13 protein-coding genes and 2 pseudogenes are annotated in these 13,690 nt (G+C 71.4%); 8 read left to right on the top strand and 7 right to left on the bottom strand.

The window, feature by feature from the left end; genetic code table 11:
• Positions 1 to 5: 5 nt before the first annotated feature.
• Genes AB0J46_RS47100 through AB0J46_RS47090 form a run of 3 tightly spaced genes read right to left on the bottom strand, consistent with a single transcriptional unit; the run spans position 6 to position 1,849 of the window.
• Complete coding sequence (locus AB0J46_RS47100; protein ID WP_364342430.1) at positions 6 to 539, bottom strand: hypothetical protein; 534 nt, start codon at positions 537 to 539, stop codon at positions 6 to 8.
• Positions 540 to 549: 10 nt separating this feature from the next.
• Positions 550 to 1,584, bottom strand: coding sequence for a tetratricopeptide repeat protein (locus AB0J46_RS47095; RefSeq protein ID WP_364342427.1), 1,035 nt, complete (start codon positions 1,582 to 1,584; stop codon positions 550 to 552).
• A gap of 37 nt (positions 1,585 to 1,621) precedes the next feature.
• Positions 1,622 to 1,849, bottom strand: coding sequence for a hypothetical protein (locus tag AB0J46_RS47090; RefSeq protein ID WP_358301777.1), 228 nt, complete (start codon positions 1,847 to 1,849; stop codon positions 1,622 to 1,624).
• A 225-nt stretch (positions 1,850 to 2,074) separates the two neighbouring features.
• Between AB0J46_RS47090 and AB0J46_RS47085 the strand changes: the two genes are divergently transcribed.
• The 7 genes from AB0J46_RS47085 (at position 2,075) to AB0J46_RS47055 (ending at position 7,777) form a co-directional block, all read left to right on the top strand.
• Positions 2,075 to 2,863, top strand: a complete 789-nt coding sequence (locus AB0J46_RS47085; protein ID WP_364342424.1) for a helix-turn-helix domain-containing protein — start codon at positions 2,075 to 2,077, stop codon at positions 2,861 to 2,863.
• Positions 2,864 to 3,135: 272 nt separating this feature from the next.
• The gene (locus AB0J46_RS47080) at positions 3,136 to 3,444 is read left to right on the top strand and encodes a hypothetical protein (RefSeq protein ID WP_358301788.1); all 309 of its coding nucleotides are present in this window, start codon (positions 3,136 to 3,138) and stop codon (positions 3,442 to 3,444) included.
• A 157-nt stretch (positions 3,445 to 3,601) separates the two neighbouring features.
• Positions 3,602 to 4,549 carry a TIGR04222 domain-containing membrane protein gene (locus tag AB0J46_RS47075; protein ID WP_364342421.1) on the top strand — a complete coding sequence of 316 codons (948 nt, stop codon included), beginning with the start codon at positions 3,602 to 3,604 and terminating at the stop codon, positions 4,547 to 4,549.
• A gap of 154 nt (positions 4,550 to 4,703) precedes the next feature.
• On the top strand, positions 4,704 to 5,345 hold the full coding sequence (locus AB0J46_RS47070) for a histidine phosphatase family protein (RefSeq protein ID WP_364342418.1): 642 nt from the start codon (positions 4,704 to 4,706) through the stop codon (positions 5,343 to 5,345).
• Between the two features lie 60 nt (positions 5,346 to 5,405).
• Positions 5,406 to 5,891, top strand: coding sequence for an HAD domain-containing protein (locus AB0J46_RS47065; protein ID WP_364342415.1), 486 nt, complete (start codon positions 5,406 to 5,408; stop codon positions 5,889 to 5,891).
• Positions 5,892 to 6,200: 309 nt separating this feature from the next.
• Positions 6,201 to 6,896, top strand: coding sequence for a hypothetical protein (locus AB0J46_RS47060; protein WP_364342412.1), 696 nt, complete (start codon positions 6,201 to 6,203; stop codon positions 6,894 to 6,896).
• The gene (locus AB0J46_RS47055) at positions 6,893 to 7,777 is read left to right on the top strand and encodes a LysR family transcriptional regulator (RefSeq protein WP_364342409.1); all 885 of its coding nucleotides are present in this window, start codon (positions 6,893 to 6,895) and stop codon (positions 7,775 to 7,777) included. The genes AB0J46_RS47060 and AB0J46_RS47055 overlap by 4 nt, the downstream gene beginning before the upstream one ends.
• A 142-nt stretch (positions 7,778 to 7,919) precedes the next feature.
• On the opposite strand, the gene AB0J46_RS47050 is transcribed toward AB0J46_RS47055, so the two are convergent.
• From AB0J46_RS47050 to AB0J46_RS47035, 4 genes and pseudogenes are all read right to left on the bottom strand, one after another.
• The gene (locus AB0J46_RS47050) at positions 7,920 to 9,137 is read right to left on the bottom strand and encodes an MFS transporter (RefSeq protein WP_364342406.1); all 1,218 of its coding nucleotides are present in this window, start codon (positions 9,135 to 9,137) and stop codon (positions 7,920 to 7,922) included.
• A 515-nt stretch (positions 9,138 to 9,652) separates the two neighbouring features.
• A pseudogene (locus AB0J46_RS47045) lies at positions 9,653 to 10,316 on the bottom strand (alpha/beta hydrolase); the annotation flags it as partial.
• A 199-nt stretch (positions 10,317 to 10,515) separates the two neighbouring features.
• Positions 10,516 to 10,917: pseudogene (locus tag AB0J46_RS47040) on the bottom strand (VOC family protein); the annotation flags it as partial.
• A 357-nt stretch (positions 10,918 to 11,274) separates the two neighbouring features.
• On the bottom strand, positions 11,275 to 12,816 hold the full coding sequence (locus AB0J46_RS47035; RefSeq protein WP_364342403.1) for a bifunctional 3-(3-hydroxy-phenyl)propionate/3-hydroxycinnamic acid hydroxylase: 1,542 nt from the start codon (positions 12,814 to 12,816) through the stop codon (positions 11,275 to 11,277).
• 186 nt (positions 12,817 to 13,002) lie between these two features.
• Between AB0J46_RS47035 and AB0J46_RS47030 the strand changes: the two genes are divergently transcribed.
• Complete coding sequence (locus AB0J46_RS47030) at positions 13,003 to 13,689, top strand: TetR/AcrR family transcriptional regulator (RefSeq protein WP_364342400.1); 687 nt, start codon at positions 13,003 to 13,005, stop codon at positions 13,687 to 13,689.
• Position 13,690 lies beyond the last annotated feature (1 nt).

The raw sequence follows: 13,690 nt of genomic DNA, 5'->3' as shown, positions 1-13,690 counted from the left end.
CCCGCTCAGGACGCCGGGACCCGGACCTCGCCGAGGACCAGGTCACGCCCGTCCGGCCAATGGAAATCGTGCAGGGTGACGGTGAGGCGGGACGCCCTGGGCGAGGTGTCCCACACCGTGAACACGAGCTTGCTGCGCTGACCGAGCGGCGGGTCGCCGTCCCCGCCGCCCTGGAACGGCACCGACGCGAGCTCGCTGCCGCTCGCCCGGTCGCTGATGCGGTAGATCATCCGAGAGGCGAACTGCCGCTCCTCCCGGGTCACGTACGCGGTGACGACGATCGACGGCCTGGTCCTCCCCATCCACCTGCTGACCGTCCGAGCGGTCCGCTCCACCGTGAACCGCCAGCCGTACCCGTGGATCGTCCACGGCGGCGGCCCGGACGCGTTCTTCCTGATCGGCTCGTCGGCCTCCAGGAACGGCAGCCTGGGCAGGGCGAGCCGGGGAACGGCCGGCCCGTCGAGCCCGATCCGGGGGGCGACCAGCGCCGCCGCGATCAGCACGGCGATCACCAGGTTGGCGCGGGCGAAGAAGCGCATCCGCCACCCCCTAGAAGAGGATCTTCTTCATGGCGCGGCGCTCGCGCACGACCGGTCCCTGCAGTTCCTGGTAGAGCTTGTCGACCTGGCCCGGCCCGCCGAGCCCGGCCAGGACGATCGACTCCTTCTCCGTCCCGAGCATGTAGGTCAGCTCCAGCGAGGCGGTGTTCGTCAGGTAGGAGGACAGGGTGCGGACGTACCGGACCTGGGTGATCGAGGCGTACAGGATCACCTGCTTGCTCCGGTCCCTGACGCCCTGTGCCACGTCGACGCGGCGCTGGTGGAAGACGTACGACGTCACCCTGGCGGAGACGACGGCGGCGACCCAGGCCGCCACGGCGTACAGCCCGAGCGCCACGACCAGCAGCGGCACCCGCAGCACCAAGACGGACAGCGCCAGCGCCGTGGCCACGAGCGGGGTGAGCGCGAGATGCCGGGTCTGCGTCCTGGTGGACCACACTTCCTGGCCGATGTCGTAGACGGCCCGTTCGTCCAGGTCGTCGGCCATGCTCCGGTACGGCGTGACCCCCGCTGCGACGGTCCGGGTGTACTCCAGGGCGGCGGCGTGCTCGGAGTCGTCCGGGACCACGACCTGACGCGGCACGGCGGCGGCCACCGGGGGCAACGGCCCGGCAGGCGGCGGGTCCGGGGTTGTGGGCTGGTGCGGCGGGTGGCCCGTGGCGGGGCCGTCGGCCGTCCGGCAGGCCGCCAGGCGGGTGTGCACGTCCTTCACCACGTCCCCCGCCAGCGACTGGCGGAAGGCGACCGCGGCCTCGGCGGGCCTGCCCTGCTCCTGGAGCGCCACGCCGAGCTCGTAGGCCGCCAGGTGGTGCGCGGGCTCGGCCGCCACCACCGCCCCCAGGTGCCGCTCCGCCTCGCGCCACTCGCCCAGCTCGTTCAGGCACACGCCGAGCGAGTACCGGCAGACCCGATCGCCGGGGAACTCGGCGACCACCTCCAGGAGCACGTCCCGGGCCTCGGCGGTCCGTCCCGCCCGGTACAGGGCCAGCGCCCGGTCGAAGCCCTCGTCGTCCTGTGCCGACATGCGTCCACCCTCCGCTCTCGGGTCCGAGCCGGACGTCTCAGTGGTGGGGCAGTTCCGGGTACACCACGAGGAAGAAGACGGCCAGGGCGATGACGGCGATGATGATCTGCGTCCCCAGGCTCAGCTCGTCGCCGCCGCCGTCACGGCGGGCCCGCCAGTCGTCGCGGTTGCGCCGGCGCGACGACTCGTCCATGGAGCGCCGGACCATCTCCCGCTGGTGGTCGATCCGCCGCGAGCTCTCCCGCTGGTAGTCGTCGAACGGCATCTGTCACTCCTTCTGGGTCGCACAGCCTGGAGCCAGAGTGATACTGAACGTCATCACCTGGTAACGATAAGACGAAAAACTGCCGTACTCCAGTCGCGCCCGCACATCCGCCGACGGAGACCGACACCCCCACTGTCCCGCCGGTCGGCCGGGCCGATGAATACGAAGAAGTGCGTACTTCCGATTCGCTGTGCCGGATGGTAGCCGTTCGTGCACAATGCGCCCATGACGTCATTGTTCAGGGACGATGGCCGACGCATTCACGACCTGGCGATGGACATCCTCACGACGAGTAAGCCCGTACGCGTCTGGCCGCTGCTGATGGAACGGCTGGCGAAGGACCTGCCGGGAGACCTGGCGGTGCTCATCGACCTGGACTGGACGGCGGGCACCGGGCACGCGCTGACCGGCTCGCCCGACTGGCTGCACCAGGCGCCGCTGGACGCCCTCATCCACTCCCACATGCGCGCGCACCCGCTGCTCCGCCACTACGCCCGGACCGGCGACCGCACCCCTCTGGCCATGGACGACGTCGCCGACGGCGACTGGTGGAAGAGCGAGGCCTATCACGCAGGCCGGGCGGCGATCGGCATCGACCGCCAGCTCGCCCTGCCCCTGGACGCCCGTCCGGGACAGATCCGCGGCGTCATCATGAGCCGCGACGGCACCGGCTACAGCGACCGGGACCTGGAGTACGCCGCTCTCGCGCGTTCGCTCCTCGACACGGTCGAAGCGCACGAGAAGGCCGTCTTCCGCCTGCCCGCGCTCGCGGACCCGGCCGAGCACGGGATCACCCTGCGCGAGATGGCGGTCCTGATGTCGCTGAGCGAAGGGCTGACCGCGTACGCCATCGGCCGCCGGCTCAGCATCAAGGAGGCGACGGTGAACAAGCACAAGGAGAACCTGTACCGCAAGCTCGGCGTGCACGACCGGGTCACGGCGCTACGAAGGGCCCGCGCGCTCGACCTCCTGCCCCCCGATCCGGGGCGGGACGCCCGGCCCAACGGTGAGTGATCCACCAGAACAGCAGGCCGACGACGCCGCCGCCTCGCCACCTGCCTGAGTGACCTCGCCATCGACCACCTCGGAACCCTGGCGGCTCACGAGGAGCCGGCGTACTGGCGGGAGGCCGGACGGCAGTAGGAGCGCACGGGTCCCGGCACGCGACCAGACCCCTTTCCGGCTCGATTCCTGTGCCCGCGAGGCCAAGCATTCCTGATCTCGACACTCTTTGTGGTGGATCGAATACTGAGCGTGACAAACTCCTCGGACGGAAGGATCCCCCCATGCCCACCGCCCGCATCGCCTCCGGTCAGACCGCCCCAGGACAGGGCTGGCAGGCTTACGGCTCCAACGGCATCTACATCGACGTCGACACCAGCTCCGCGCACTTCTCCGGGCGCCCGGTCTACGTCACGTCCATCAGCAGCACCGGCGGCAACCAGTGGAACCTGGTCGGCCCCAGCGCCGTCTACGACGCCACCGCCACCAAGTTCCGCGTCTACGTGCAGTGGCGTGACGCGTCGGCGCTGTCCCCGGGCACCGCCCAGCAGTTCGGCTGGTACATCCAGTGGATCGGTTACGACAACCCCTGACCCGCGGCCCACATGGCCGGCCGGCGCCTGGACGGGCCCGGCCGGCCTCGCCATGAACGGTCCCCGGGCGGCTCCTGGGCCCGGGGTGGCCGGATGCGGCGCTCGCCGGAACCTTCGTGCCCGCCTCACACGTTGATCAACAACACGGGAGGTGGGCATGGATGTGATCCTCGCAGGGTTGGCGGTGCTCCTCGGGGCGGTCACCGTCGGCACGGTCGTCGCCGCCGAGATGGCGCACGTCCGCGCTCGCCTGCGGCTCGGCGGGCTGCGCGAGGTCGACCTCGGCCACTACGAGCTCGCCTATCTCGCGGGCGGTCCCGTACGGGTGGCGGACACCGCGATCGGGCTGCTGGCCAGGGAAGGGGAGATCCGCGTCTCCCGAGGCGGGAAGATCCATCGCGTCTCCACGGCCGTGACGGCGGGATACCCCGTGGAGGAGCGGCTTGTCGCGATCCTCGCCGAGCGCAGGAGCCTGCCGGTCGTCCAGGTCAAGCGCCGCCTGGCGGACAGCGAGGAGGTCGCCGGGATCAGCCGCCGGCTCGCCGACCTGGGCCTGCTCGTCGACTCCCGGAGCGTGCCCGGCTTCCGGGTCTGCCGCGACGTCCTGAAGCTGATCCCCACGGTCGCGGCCGTCGCCGCCGGGGCCGACGTGATCTACATGATCGTCGCGCAGTCGCCGCCGCTGAGCGTGGCCGCCCTGTTCGGGTTCGGCGCGAGCTGGCTGGCGGCCAGGAAGATCCGGACCCTGTACGTCAGGAACCGGCCGGTCCGGCTCGGCCGCGCGGGGCGCCACCAGTTGGAGAAGGCCCGCCTGGCACACCCGTACGGGGCCGAGACCGACGCCGTGGCCGTGCCGCTCGCACTGTACGGACTGAGCCACCTCGGCGACCCGCACCTGTCAGCCGAGCTCAGCAAACGTTCGATCCCGGACGGCCACCTCTACCCGGCCGCCCCCAGCACCTCAAACGACCAGTGCGGCTCCGTCGGCTGGACCCCGGACGACAGCGGAACCGGCACCTGGGACGGAGGAGGCGGCGGCTGGAGCGGCGGCTGGGACAGTGGAGGCGGCGGCGCGGGCGACGGCGGAGGCGGCGGCGGGTCCTGACGAGCGGCACCACACTCCCCCGACCACGGCCGCAGCCTCCCGCCGCCGGCCCGGGCATCGGGATGAGCCGTTCCACATCCTGCGGCGACAACCGTCAGGATGCGGCCTCGGACTCTTAAGATCATTCAAGAGCCCCGACAGGAAGACGTTACGCATGCGCACCATCTACGCCGTCACCCATCCGGAGGCGACGCACCACGTCGAGAGGGTCGTCGGCGGCTGGCATGATTCGCGGCTGACGCCGGCCGGCCTCCGCGCGGCAGGCTCCATCGCCCAGGCGCTGCGAGCCCAGATCCCTCATGGCGCCGACGTGGAGCTGTTCTCCTCGGATCTCCAGCGCACCAAGCAAACCGCCGAGAAGGTCGCCGAGCTGTTCGGCGTGAAACCCATCCTGGACCGCAGACTTCGGGAGAAGTCCTACGGAGAGGCAGGGGGAAGGCCACAGGAGTGGCTGGACCAACGATTCATCCCGCCGCCGGCGGTCGGGGAACGGTTGGAGCACGACGAGGGCGTGGCGGGCGCCGAGACCAAGGCGGCGTTGGCGCAGCGCATCTACGCGGCCATGGACGAGATCTTGGAGCGTCCCTGCGAACACCAGATCATCGTGACTCATGGTGGTTCCTTGACATGCGTCGTGACGTCCTGGATCAAAATGCCGATCAACGCGGTCGGCTATGCCAGTTTCCGGGTGCCATCGGGCAGCATCACCATGCTGCGCGAAGACGACTTCTTCCACAACCGCACGGTCGTCAGCCTCGGTGACACCCGTCATCTCGGCCCCGCCGAAGCTGGCTGACCTCTATCTGGTCCGCTTCGAACGCGACGTACTCATGGAACATGACGAGGTCAGCGCAGCATGACCGGGCATACCGAACGCCCGCTGCTCTTCCTCGACGTCGACGGGCCCCTTCTCCCCTTCGGTGAGAACCCGCAACGCGTACCACAGGGTGCTACGCCGGACTCGCGCCTGGCGCGGCTCGGGAGTCGGCTGGCAGCGTTGCCCTGCGAACTCGTCTGGGCGACAACTTGGGAAGAGGAGGCAAATGCCGAGATGGCACCCCGAATCGGCTTGCCGCCGCTGGCCGTCGTGAGATGGCCGGAGGCAACCGAGCAGCACGAACGTGCGGACCGATGGTTCGGGCTCTGCTGGAAGACCCGGACCCTGGTGAACTGGGCGGGCGGACGCCCGTTCGCGTGGATCGACGACGAGATCACCGACGCCGACAGGGAGTGGGTCTCCGCGCACCATGGCGGCCGGGCTCTCCTCCACCACGTGGAGTCCCACATGGGACTCGCCGACGATGATTTCGCAGTCCTCGATCAATGGTTTCAAGCCCTGTGAGCCACCCGCAATCCACAGAATCCGACAATTGCTCGGAGAATGCCAGGGATGGACTTGCGGCCGGAGCTGCTTCCCCCGCCCGTCTCCCATGAGCGCCGAATGCCGGAACTCGTGGGAAACCGGCAGCCTGATGGCGGCACGCGAGGCCGTCACCGCATACAAGATGCGGACCGGACACAGCTACGAGCCCTCGGATCTCGCCACGCGTCAGCGATCTGCCCCATCGCGTTGTGGGCATGAGTGATCGCTCATGGCGGGGGCGTGGTTCGGCATTGGTGCTCAGGGCGGGGCCGTCGCATAGTGAGGGCCATGGACCGATCACTGCGCGTCGCGGTCATCGGCGACCGCGATCCGGCGTTTCCTCCGCACCTGGCCACCGACGACGCCCTCCGCCACGCCGCCGCGCACCTCGGCGTCGGGGTGGACGTCCGCTGGCTCGCCACCGAACCGCTCGAGTCCGACCTGGCCGAGGTCAAGGCCGCCGACGTGTTGTGGTGTGCGCCCGGCAGCCCGTACCGCAGTCTGTCCGGCGCTCTGGCCGCGCTCCGGCACGGCCGCGAGCACGGCGTCCCCACGCTGGGAACGTGCGGCGGCTGCCAGCACATGGTCATCGAGTACGCACGCCACGTGCTCGGCCATGAGGACGCCCAGCACGCCGAGTACGACCCGTACGCCTCGACCTTGTTCGTGTCGGAGCTGACCTGCTCGCTGGCGGGCAGGACCATGCCCGTGACTCTGGCTTCCGGTTCCCGGGTGGCCGCGTTGTACGGGCGGACCGAGGTCGAGGAGGAGTACTACTGCAATTTCGGCCTCGCCCCCGACCGGCAGGCGATCCTGCACGACGGCGGCTTCCTGGTCACCGGCGTGGACGGCGGCGGGGAGGCCCGGGTGCTGGAGATCCCCGGGCATCCGTACTACGTGGCCACGCTGTTCGTGCCGCAGGCCCGCTCGCGTCCCGAGGAGCCACACCCCTTGGTGGCCGGTCTGCTGCGTGCGGCGTCATGACGTTCACCCAGCTCAGGATCCTGCAGGCGGTCGCGCGGACCGGCAACATGACCAGGGCCGCGGAGGAACTGGCCACCACCCAGTCCGCCGTCAGCCACGCGTTGCGCGCGCTGGAGAGCGAGCTCGGGGTGGCGCTGCTGGTACGAGGCAGCCAGGGAGTGCGCCTGACCGCGGCGGGGCGGGCCGTGTGCCGCCGCGCGACGCTCATCCTCACCCAGGCGGAGGCGCTGGAACAGGAGGTGGCCGCGATCCGCGGGCAGGAGCGGGGCAGCCTACGCGTCGGCGTCATCCCGAGCGCCAACGCCCGGCTGATGCCGCCCCTGCTGCGCCGGTTCGCCGAAGCGCATCCGCGGGTGCGGCTCGCGGTGTTGGAGGGCTCGGACCACGAGGTCCTGGAGTGGCTGGAGACCGGGGCAGCCGACATCGCCACCGTGTCGGCCGCGGCCGGGCAGGTCCCGCTGCCCGCCGGGTCGGTGGCGCGGCCGCTCGCCGCCGACCGCATGCTGGCCGTCCTGCCCAGCGGCCACGAGCTGAGCGTCCGCCCTTCGTTGCCGGTGGCGGAGCTGGCGCGGCACCCGTTCATCATGTCCACGGGCGGGTGCGAGCCGCTGATCACGGCGATCGCGCGGGCGGCGGCTGCGAGCCTGAAGTGTCATTACCGGGTGCGTGACACCAACAGCATCCTGGCCATGGTCGCCGAAGGGCTCGGGCTGAGCATCGTCCCCGAACTGTCGCTGCCCGCCCACCTCAGCGGCGTGCACGCGATCCCGCTGGAGCCCGCCACCGAGCGGACGGTCCTCCTCGCCTTGCCCGCGGACCCGCTCCCGGCGGCCGTCGCCTTCGCCGAACTGGCCACCGCCCACCGTGCGGCGTCCCCATGAGCTCACGGCGATCGGCCAAGCTCCACAGCGCCGCCGCCAGCGGTCCGCGCAGGTCGGCGCGGCGTACGCACAGCCTGACGGCGATCGGCACAGGGACGGGATCGGCCAGGCCCCGGCGAGTGCGGGCTTGGCCAGGGGCGGCTCAGGCTTGCGGTGGGGCCACGGCGGCGGGCGGCAGGCGGCGGGTCAGGCGGAGCAGCGCGAGTGCGGCCGGACCCACCAGGGCTGCCAGCGTCAGCCACAGCAGCGGCGGGGCCGTGTCGAGCAGGGCCGAGAAGCCGGCGGGTGCGAGGACCGCCGCGAGCGCCCAGGTCTGCTGGTAGATCGCCAGGTAGCGGCCCCGCAGGGCCGGTGGTGCGCTGGCCGCCGCGAGGGCCCAGCTGGGCACGGTGTGCATGAGCTCGCCGAAGGTGAGGACGAGCGTGGCGACGAGCAGCCCGCCGACGCGCGGGAGTCCGGCGGGCAGCAGCGCGGTCGCGGCGTAGGCGGCACATGCCGCCATCAAGATCAGGCCGCTCAGGGCCATGGCGTGCGTACGCCGGGCGTGCCGCTGCCACCTCCGGACCGGGAGCTGACCCGCCGCCACGAGGACCGTGTTGATCGCGTAGAGGACGCCCAGCAGGGCCGGCGGGACGCCGAGCACCGTGACCGCGTACACCGGCAGGGCGACGGGGAGGATGAGGTGGATCAAGGTGTACGCCTGCTCGGCCGCCACCAGGGTGAGGAACGGCCGGTCGGCGAACACCTGCCGGTAACCGCCCGGATTCCGGGGCGGCGGAGCGGGCGCGCGCCGTCCCGGGAGCATCAGGCATGCGGCCGCCAGGGTGAAGCTGGCCGCGTTCATCAGGGCGACGACCGCGAACCCGGTGGTGCCGGCGAGGGAGACCACGCCCGCCGACAGCAGGCCGCCCAGGCCGAAGGCGACGTTCCTTGCCGTGGCGATCAGGGTGTACAGCCGGTCCCTGAGCGCGCCCTCCGCCAGTGCGGAGACGTGGCCGCCGGAGGCGGGATGGTAGGCGCGGTCGCCGGCCGCGATCAGGGCGGCGACGACGAGCAGGGCCACGAACCCGTCCACCAGGGGATAGGCGGCGAAGGCGGCCGCACGCAGCACGTACGTGCCGATCAGCACGCGGCGCGCGTCGAACCTGTCGATGAGGGTCCCGGCCACCGGGTTGGCCGCCAGCCCCACGACCGCCGCCACGGTGACCCCGAGCCCGACGGTCGTCATGGGCAGGCCGGTCACCTCGTGGATGAACAGCAGGGTCAGGGGCACGTACAGGCCGTTGCCGAGCGCGTCGACGAACATGCCGACCAGGAACGGGCGTACGCCGACGACACTCGTGAGAGAGGGGGAAGCCATGTGATCAGTGTTGCCAGGCGCTCATGGGGACGGCATCGGCCGCTGGTCCCATGAAGGCGGCCTCCGGTCCGTCCATGGTCCTAGGTCTCGGGTTCTCGGGCGGGGCCGGACGCGTGGCGGAAGGGAAGCCCCGCGCGCCGGACCACGTCCGTCTGTCCGGCGGGAGGCAGCACCGGCGAAGGGCACGTGATCGTCACACGGACGAGGCCGCTGGAGTCCGCCGGACGGCCAACGCCCCCGGTGACGGGCAGGCAGAGGCGCAGGCCGTCGCTCCACGGCCGGCACCGCCAGTACCGAGCACGCCGGCAGTCATACGGTGTGGCGACGGCGTGTCAGGATCTCTGGGCCCGCTGTCCGGCTCGCTGGGCCGGAGATCGCTGTCGTGCCGGCCATCGACCCGATCGGCCGGGCGATCGGCGGTCCCGGGCGCGGGCAGGCAGCCGCCCGCGCCCCCGGGGTCAGTTGTTCGCGATGAAGTCGGCGACCAGCCGGTTGAACTCGTCGGCGTGCTCGATCATCGCCCAGTGCCCGCAGCGGTTGAGCAGCACCAGCCGGCTGTCCGGGATGTTGGCCAGCAGGTACAGGGAGGTCTCGAACGACACGACGCGATCGTCGCGGCCGTGGATGAGCAGGGTCGGCACCTGGATCTTCGGCAGCAGCTCCGGCTTGACCCACTTGGGGAGCGGGGCGCCCTTCGGCAGGCCGTCCACGTAGTTGCGCAGGTGGTCGGGGCGGGCGAGGGCGGCGTCCGGACGGGCCGTCGCCGGCGCCGAACAGCGTGGGGATCCGGCCGACCGGCGGCCCCATGGTGATCAGGTGCGAGATCCGGCCGGGGTGCTCGGTGGCCAGCCGCAGCGAGGTCTGCCCGCCCATCGAGTTGCCGACGAACGCGGCCCGCTCGATGCCGAGGGCGTCCAGGAACTGGATCGCCGCCTCCACGTGGTCGAGCCGGTCGACGGTCGCCGGGTCGGACTCGCCCCAGCCGGGCATGTCGACGGCGTAGACGTGGAAGTGCCCGGCCAGCGCCTCGATGTTGCCGGCGAAGTTGCTCCATCCCGTGGCGCCCGGCCCGCTGCCGTGCAGCAGCACGACCGGATGGCCGGAGCCCGCCTCGTAGTAACGCAGCTTCCAGTCCTTGGTCCGGACGGTGCGCGCGATGTCCTTGGCGTCGAGTGCCATCAGTGGTCCTCCCCGTTCGGCGCGGGCGCGGCGGCCAGCAGCCCGGCGACGACGCCCGGGGGCGGTGGCCCCAGCTGTGCAGCTTGTCGAGCGTCCTCACCTCCCACGTCGCGTCGTCGATGATCAGTCCGCCCCAGCCGTACTCCACGCTGAAGCCGGAGGGGGTGTGGACGTAGAAGCTGAACATGTGGTCGTTCGGATGCATGCCGAGCGTCATCTCGAACGGCTGCCTGGCGTCCATGCACCGGTCGTAGGCCAGGCCGACGTCGCGGATGTCGGTCACCTCGACCATGAAGTGGTGGGTCTTCTTCGGCGAGGGCAGGTCGCCGAAGGCCACGGTGTGGTGGCGGCCGTTGCAGTGCAGGAAGATCAGGTCGGCGACCACGCCCGGGGCCAGCTCCTCGACGATGACGTCGCTGACCTTGAAGCCGAGCAGGTCGATGTAGAAGTGCAGGTACTCCTCCCGGGAGACGCCGTGGGCCAGCAACACCTGGTGGCCCGCGCCGCCGGCGCCCGTCACGAACCCGCCGAGCAGCTTCGGCGACTCGAACGGCGTGGCGGCGTCGGCCAGGCCGGTGACCAGCTCGACCCGGTTGCCCATGGGGTCGGCGGTGACGAAGACGCGCTCCACCTTGCGGGCGGCGGCGAGGGCGTCGTCGCCCTGGGTGACCTCGACGCCGGCCGCGCGGACCTTGTCCACCAGGGCGTCCAGCGCGGCGGCGTCGGAGACCTCGTAGCCGGTGGCCACCAGGTCGTCGGCGGGGCCGCCGGTGACGATCCAGCGGTGGGCCTTCTCGTCGGTGCGCAAGGGTGAAGCCGCCGTCGTTCTTCTCGCCGAAGCGCATCCCCAGCAGCTCGACGGCGAAGTGCTCCCAGTCGGCGAGGTCGCTGACCTCGTAGACGACGTAACCGAGCTCCTTGACTCCGGACATCTCTCTTCTCCTCTCGGGTGACAGGTTCAGGCGGGCACGGCCAGGCCGCTGACGTCGGCCGCGGCGACGAACTTGTCGGGACGGACGGCCACGGCGCGGACGCCGTACCTGCGCAGCCAGGGCAGCAGGATCTCGTCGAGGTCGACCAGCTCCTCCGGCCCCTGCGTGTAGGCGGTCTTCGGCCGTACGGCGAGGTAGCGGGCGCCGAGCGCGTCCCAGCCGGCCCGCTCCTCCGCCGTCAGCAGGGTCGCCGGGTCGACGTCGTCGCCGAGCAGCACGAAGCCGTCGCCGAGCAGGTCGTCCAGGCGGGCCATCCGGCCCGTGGCGTCGCCGGCGACCGGCTGCGGGACCATCCGGCCGACGACGCTGGCGTCGCCCAGCGGCCCCCTGATCCAGCCGCCTTCCAGGACGGGCGGCGCGGAGAGCGGCGGCTCGTACGGGGTGACCGTGTCCTGCGGGACGGCGTTCATCGCCGCCTGCTCCTCCTCGGACAGCTCCTGCTTGATGACCCGTCCGAGCTGGACCGCGAGGCCGGTGTAGAAGGCGGTGTTGGGACGCCCTTCGGCCTCGTAGGTGTCCAGCCAGCTCTCGGGCAGCTCGCCCCTGATCACGCGGGCCAGCTTCCAGCCCAGGTTGTGGGCGTCGCGCATGCCGGACTGCATCCCGGCGCCGGCCCACGGCGGCATCAGGTGGGCCGCGTCCCCGGCCAGGAACACCCGGCCCTGGCGCCAGGTGTCGCACATCCGGACGTGGTGCTTGTAGAAGGCGTGCCGGTGGATCTCGACGTCCTGCTCGGTGACGCCCAGCGCCTTCAGCAGCGGCCAGACCTCGGCGCTGGTCGGGTAGTCCGCGGGTGACTCCGCCGGCTTGAGCGGGATCTCCCACCGGTGGTTGCCGGCGGAGAGCGCGATGTCGACGACCGGCCGCTCCTTGTCCGACCAGAACGTCAGGAAGTCCCGGTCGGGCCACCAGCGCTTGACGCGGCAGTCGATGACCACCCAGGTGACGTCGTTGGTGTCGCCCAGCAGGCGGCAGCCCACCTCGCCGCGGATCGTGCTGGCGCCGCCGTCGGCGGCGATCGCGTACCGGGCGCGGGTGGTGCGCGCCTGACCGGTCGCGGTGTCCGTGGAGGTGACGGTGACGCCGTCGGCGTCCTGGGCGATCCCCGTGACGTCGGCGCCGTAGTGGACGGTGATGCGGTCGCCGTGGTCCTGCGCGGCCGCGCGCAGCTCGGCCTCCATGGTCGGCTGGTGGATGTTGTAGAAGCGCGCCTTGCGGCCCAGCGTCGAGGGCGGGTGCTCGATCCGCATGATCTCCTGGCCACCGTAGGTGGCCCAGCGCAGGGCCCGCTGGGGAATCTTCTTCTCGATCCGCTCGTCGATGCCCAGGTCATGGAAGATCCGCATCGTCCAGTCGTTGACGGTCACGGCCCGGGCCCGGGGGTAGATGTCCGTGTCCCGTTCCAGGGCGACGGCGGACACGCCGTACCTGGCGAGGGTGAGCGCGGCGATCACGCCGGTCGGGCCGTACCCGACGATCGCGACGTCCGCGTCGTAGCTGCCGGTCATGCGCTGACTCCGTTCTCGGCCGCCGGTGATCCGATGCGGCACTTTTGGACCACACGTTCGGTCCAATTGTGAGGAGACTAACAACGACCTGCGGCGACGTGTCAGGACCTGTTCACGAACCGATTACTGAGACCGCGTCCGGACCGCCGGACGAGCCGCTGTCGCGGAGTCCCTAGAATTCGGCTGGTGGAGAAGTCGGCACGGGAGGCGCACACCGGAAACAGCCGCGGCCGCCGGTCCCGGCAGGAGATCCTCGACGCGGCCGCCCGGGTGATGTCCGTGCGCGGCTACGCCGGGACGTCGATCTCGACGCTCGTGAAGGAGACGGGCCTGCCCAAGAGCGCCTTCTACCACCATTTCGAGTCGAAGGCGGGGCTGCTGTCGGCCGTCATGGCCCAGGGGGCGCGGGGCTTCTTCGAGGCCATGCGCGAGGCCCACCGCGACCCGCCGGCGGGCGGCACCCCCCGCGAACGCCTGGGCTGGTACCTGCGCCGCACCGGCGAGGTCTTCGTGCACCGCGAGGAGTTCCTCCGCCTGCTGCTGGTGCTGGTGATGAGCAACGAGGCCGCCGAGGCCCCGGAGGCGATGCGGACCGTCATCGACGTCCGCGCCGAGGGCCGCGACCTCATGCGGCACATGATCCGCTCGTCGTTCGCCGGCGAGGGCGCGGGCCAGGGCGAGGGCGCGGAGGCCGCGGACGCGGTCGCGGACGCCCTCGCCCACTTCGGCATGGCCGGATTCGACGGCGCCTTCGTCTCGCTCCAGTCCGGGGACGGCAAGCCGATCGCGGAGTTCATGGAGCAGCTCGCCGACGCCCTGGTGGCGATCGGCGAGTCGCTGATCGCCGGCCGCCGGGGCGCGTCCGGCGGCTGAC

It is taken from the genome of Nonomuraea sp. NPDC049758 (assembly GCF_040674635.1).
In the GTDB taxonomy this organism is placed as follows: domain Bacteria; phylum Actinomycetota; class Actinomycetes; order Streptosporangiales; family Streptosporangiaceae; genus Nonomuraea.
The sequence above is the reverse complement of the archived record's forward strand: the minus strand, read 5'-3'. Positions and strand labels throughout refer to the sequence as shown.

Coding starts and splice junctions, on each gene's coding strand:
- AB0J46_RS47100 (WP_364342430.1), bottom strand. CDS start 539: ATGCGCTTCTTCGCCCGCGCCAACCTGGTGATCGCCGTGCTGATCGCG.
- AB0J46_RS47095 (WP_364342427.1), bottom strand. CDS start 1,584: ATGTCGGCACAGGACGACGAGGGCTTCGACCGGGCGCTGGCCCTGTAC.
- AB0J46_RS47090 (WP_358301777.1), bottom strand. CDS start 1,849: ATGCCGTTCGACGACTACCAGCGGGAGAGCTCGCGGCGGATCGACCAC.
- AB0J46_RS47085 (WP_364342424.1), top strand. CDS start 2,075: ATGACGTCATTGTTCAGGGACGATGGCCGACGCATTCACGACCTGGCG.
- AB0J46_RS47080 (WP_358301788.1), top strand. CDS start 3,136: ATGCCCACCGCCCGCATCGCCTCCGGTCAGACCGCCCCAGGACAGGGC.
- AB0J46_RS47075 (WP_364342421.1), top strand. CDS start 3,602: ATGGATGTGATCCTCGCAGGGTTGGCGGTGCTCCTCGGGGCGGTCACC.
- AB0J46_RS47070 (WP_364342418.1), top strand. CDS start 4,704: ATGCGCACCATCTACGCCGTCACCCATCCGGAGGCGACGCACCACGTC.
- AB0J46_RS47065 (WP_364342415.1), top strand. CDS start 5,406: ATGACCGGGCATACCGAACGCCCGCTGCTCTTCCTCGACGTCGACGGG.
- AB0J46_RS47060 (WP_364342412.1), top strand. CDS start 6,201: ATGGACCGATCACTGCGCGTCGCGGTCATCGGCGACCGCGATCCGGCG.
- AB0J46_RS47055 (WP_364342409.1), top strand. CDS start 6,893: ATGACGTTCACCCAGCTCAGGATCCTGCAGGCGGTCGCGCGGACCGGC.
- AB0J46_RS47050 (WP_364342406.1), bottom strand. CDS start 9,137: ATGGCTTCCCCCTCTCTCACGAGTGTCGTCGGCGTACGCCCGTTCCTG.
- AB0J46_RS47035 (WP_364342403.1), bottom strand. CDS start 12,816: ATGACCGGCAGCTACGACGCGGACGTCGCGATCGTCGGGTACGGCCCG.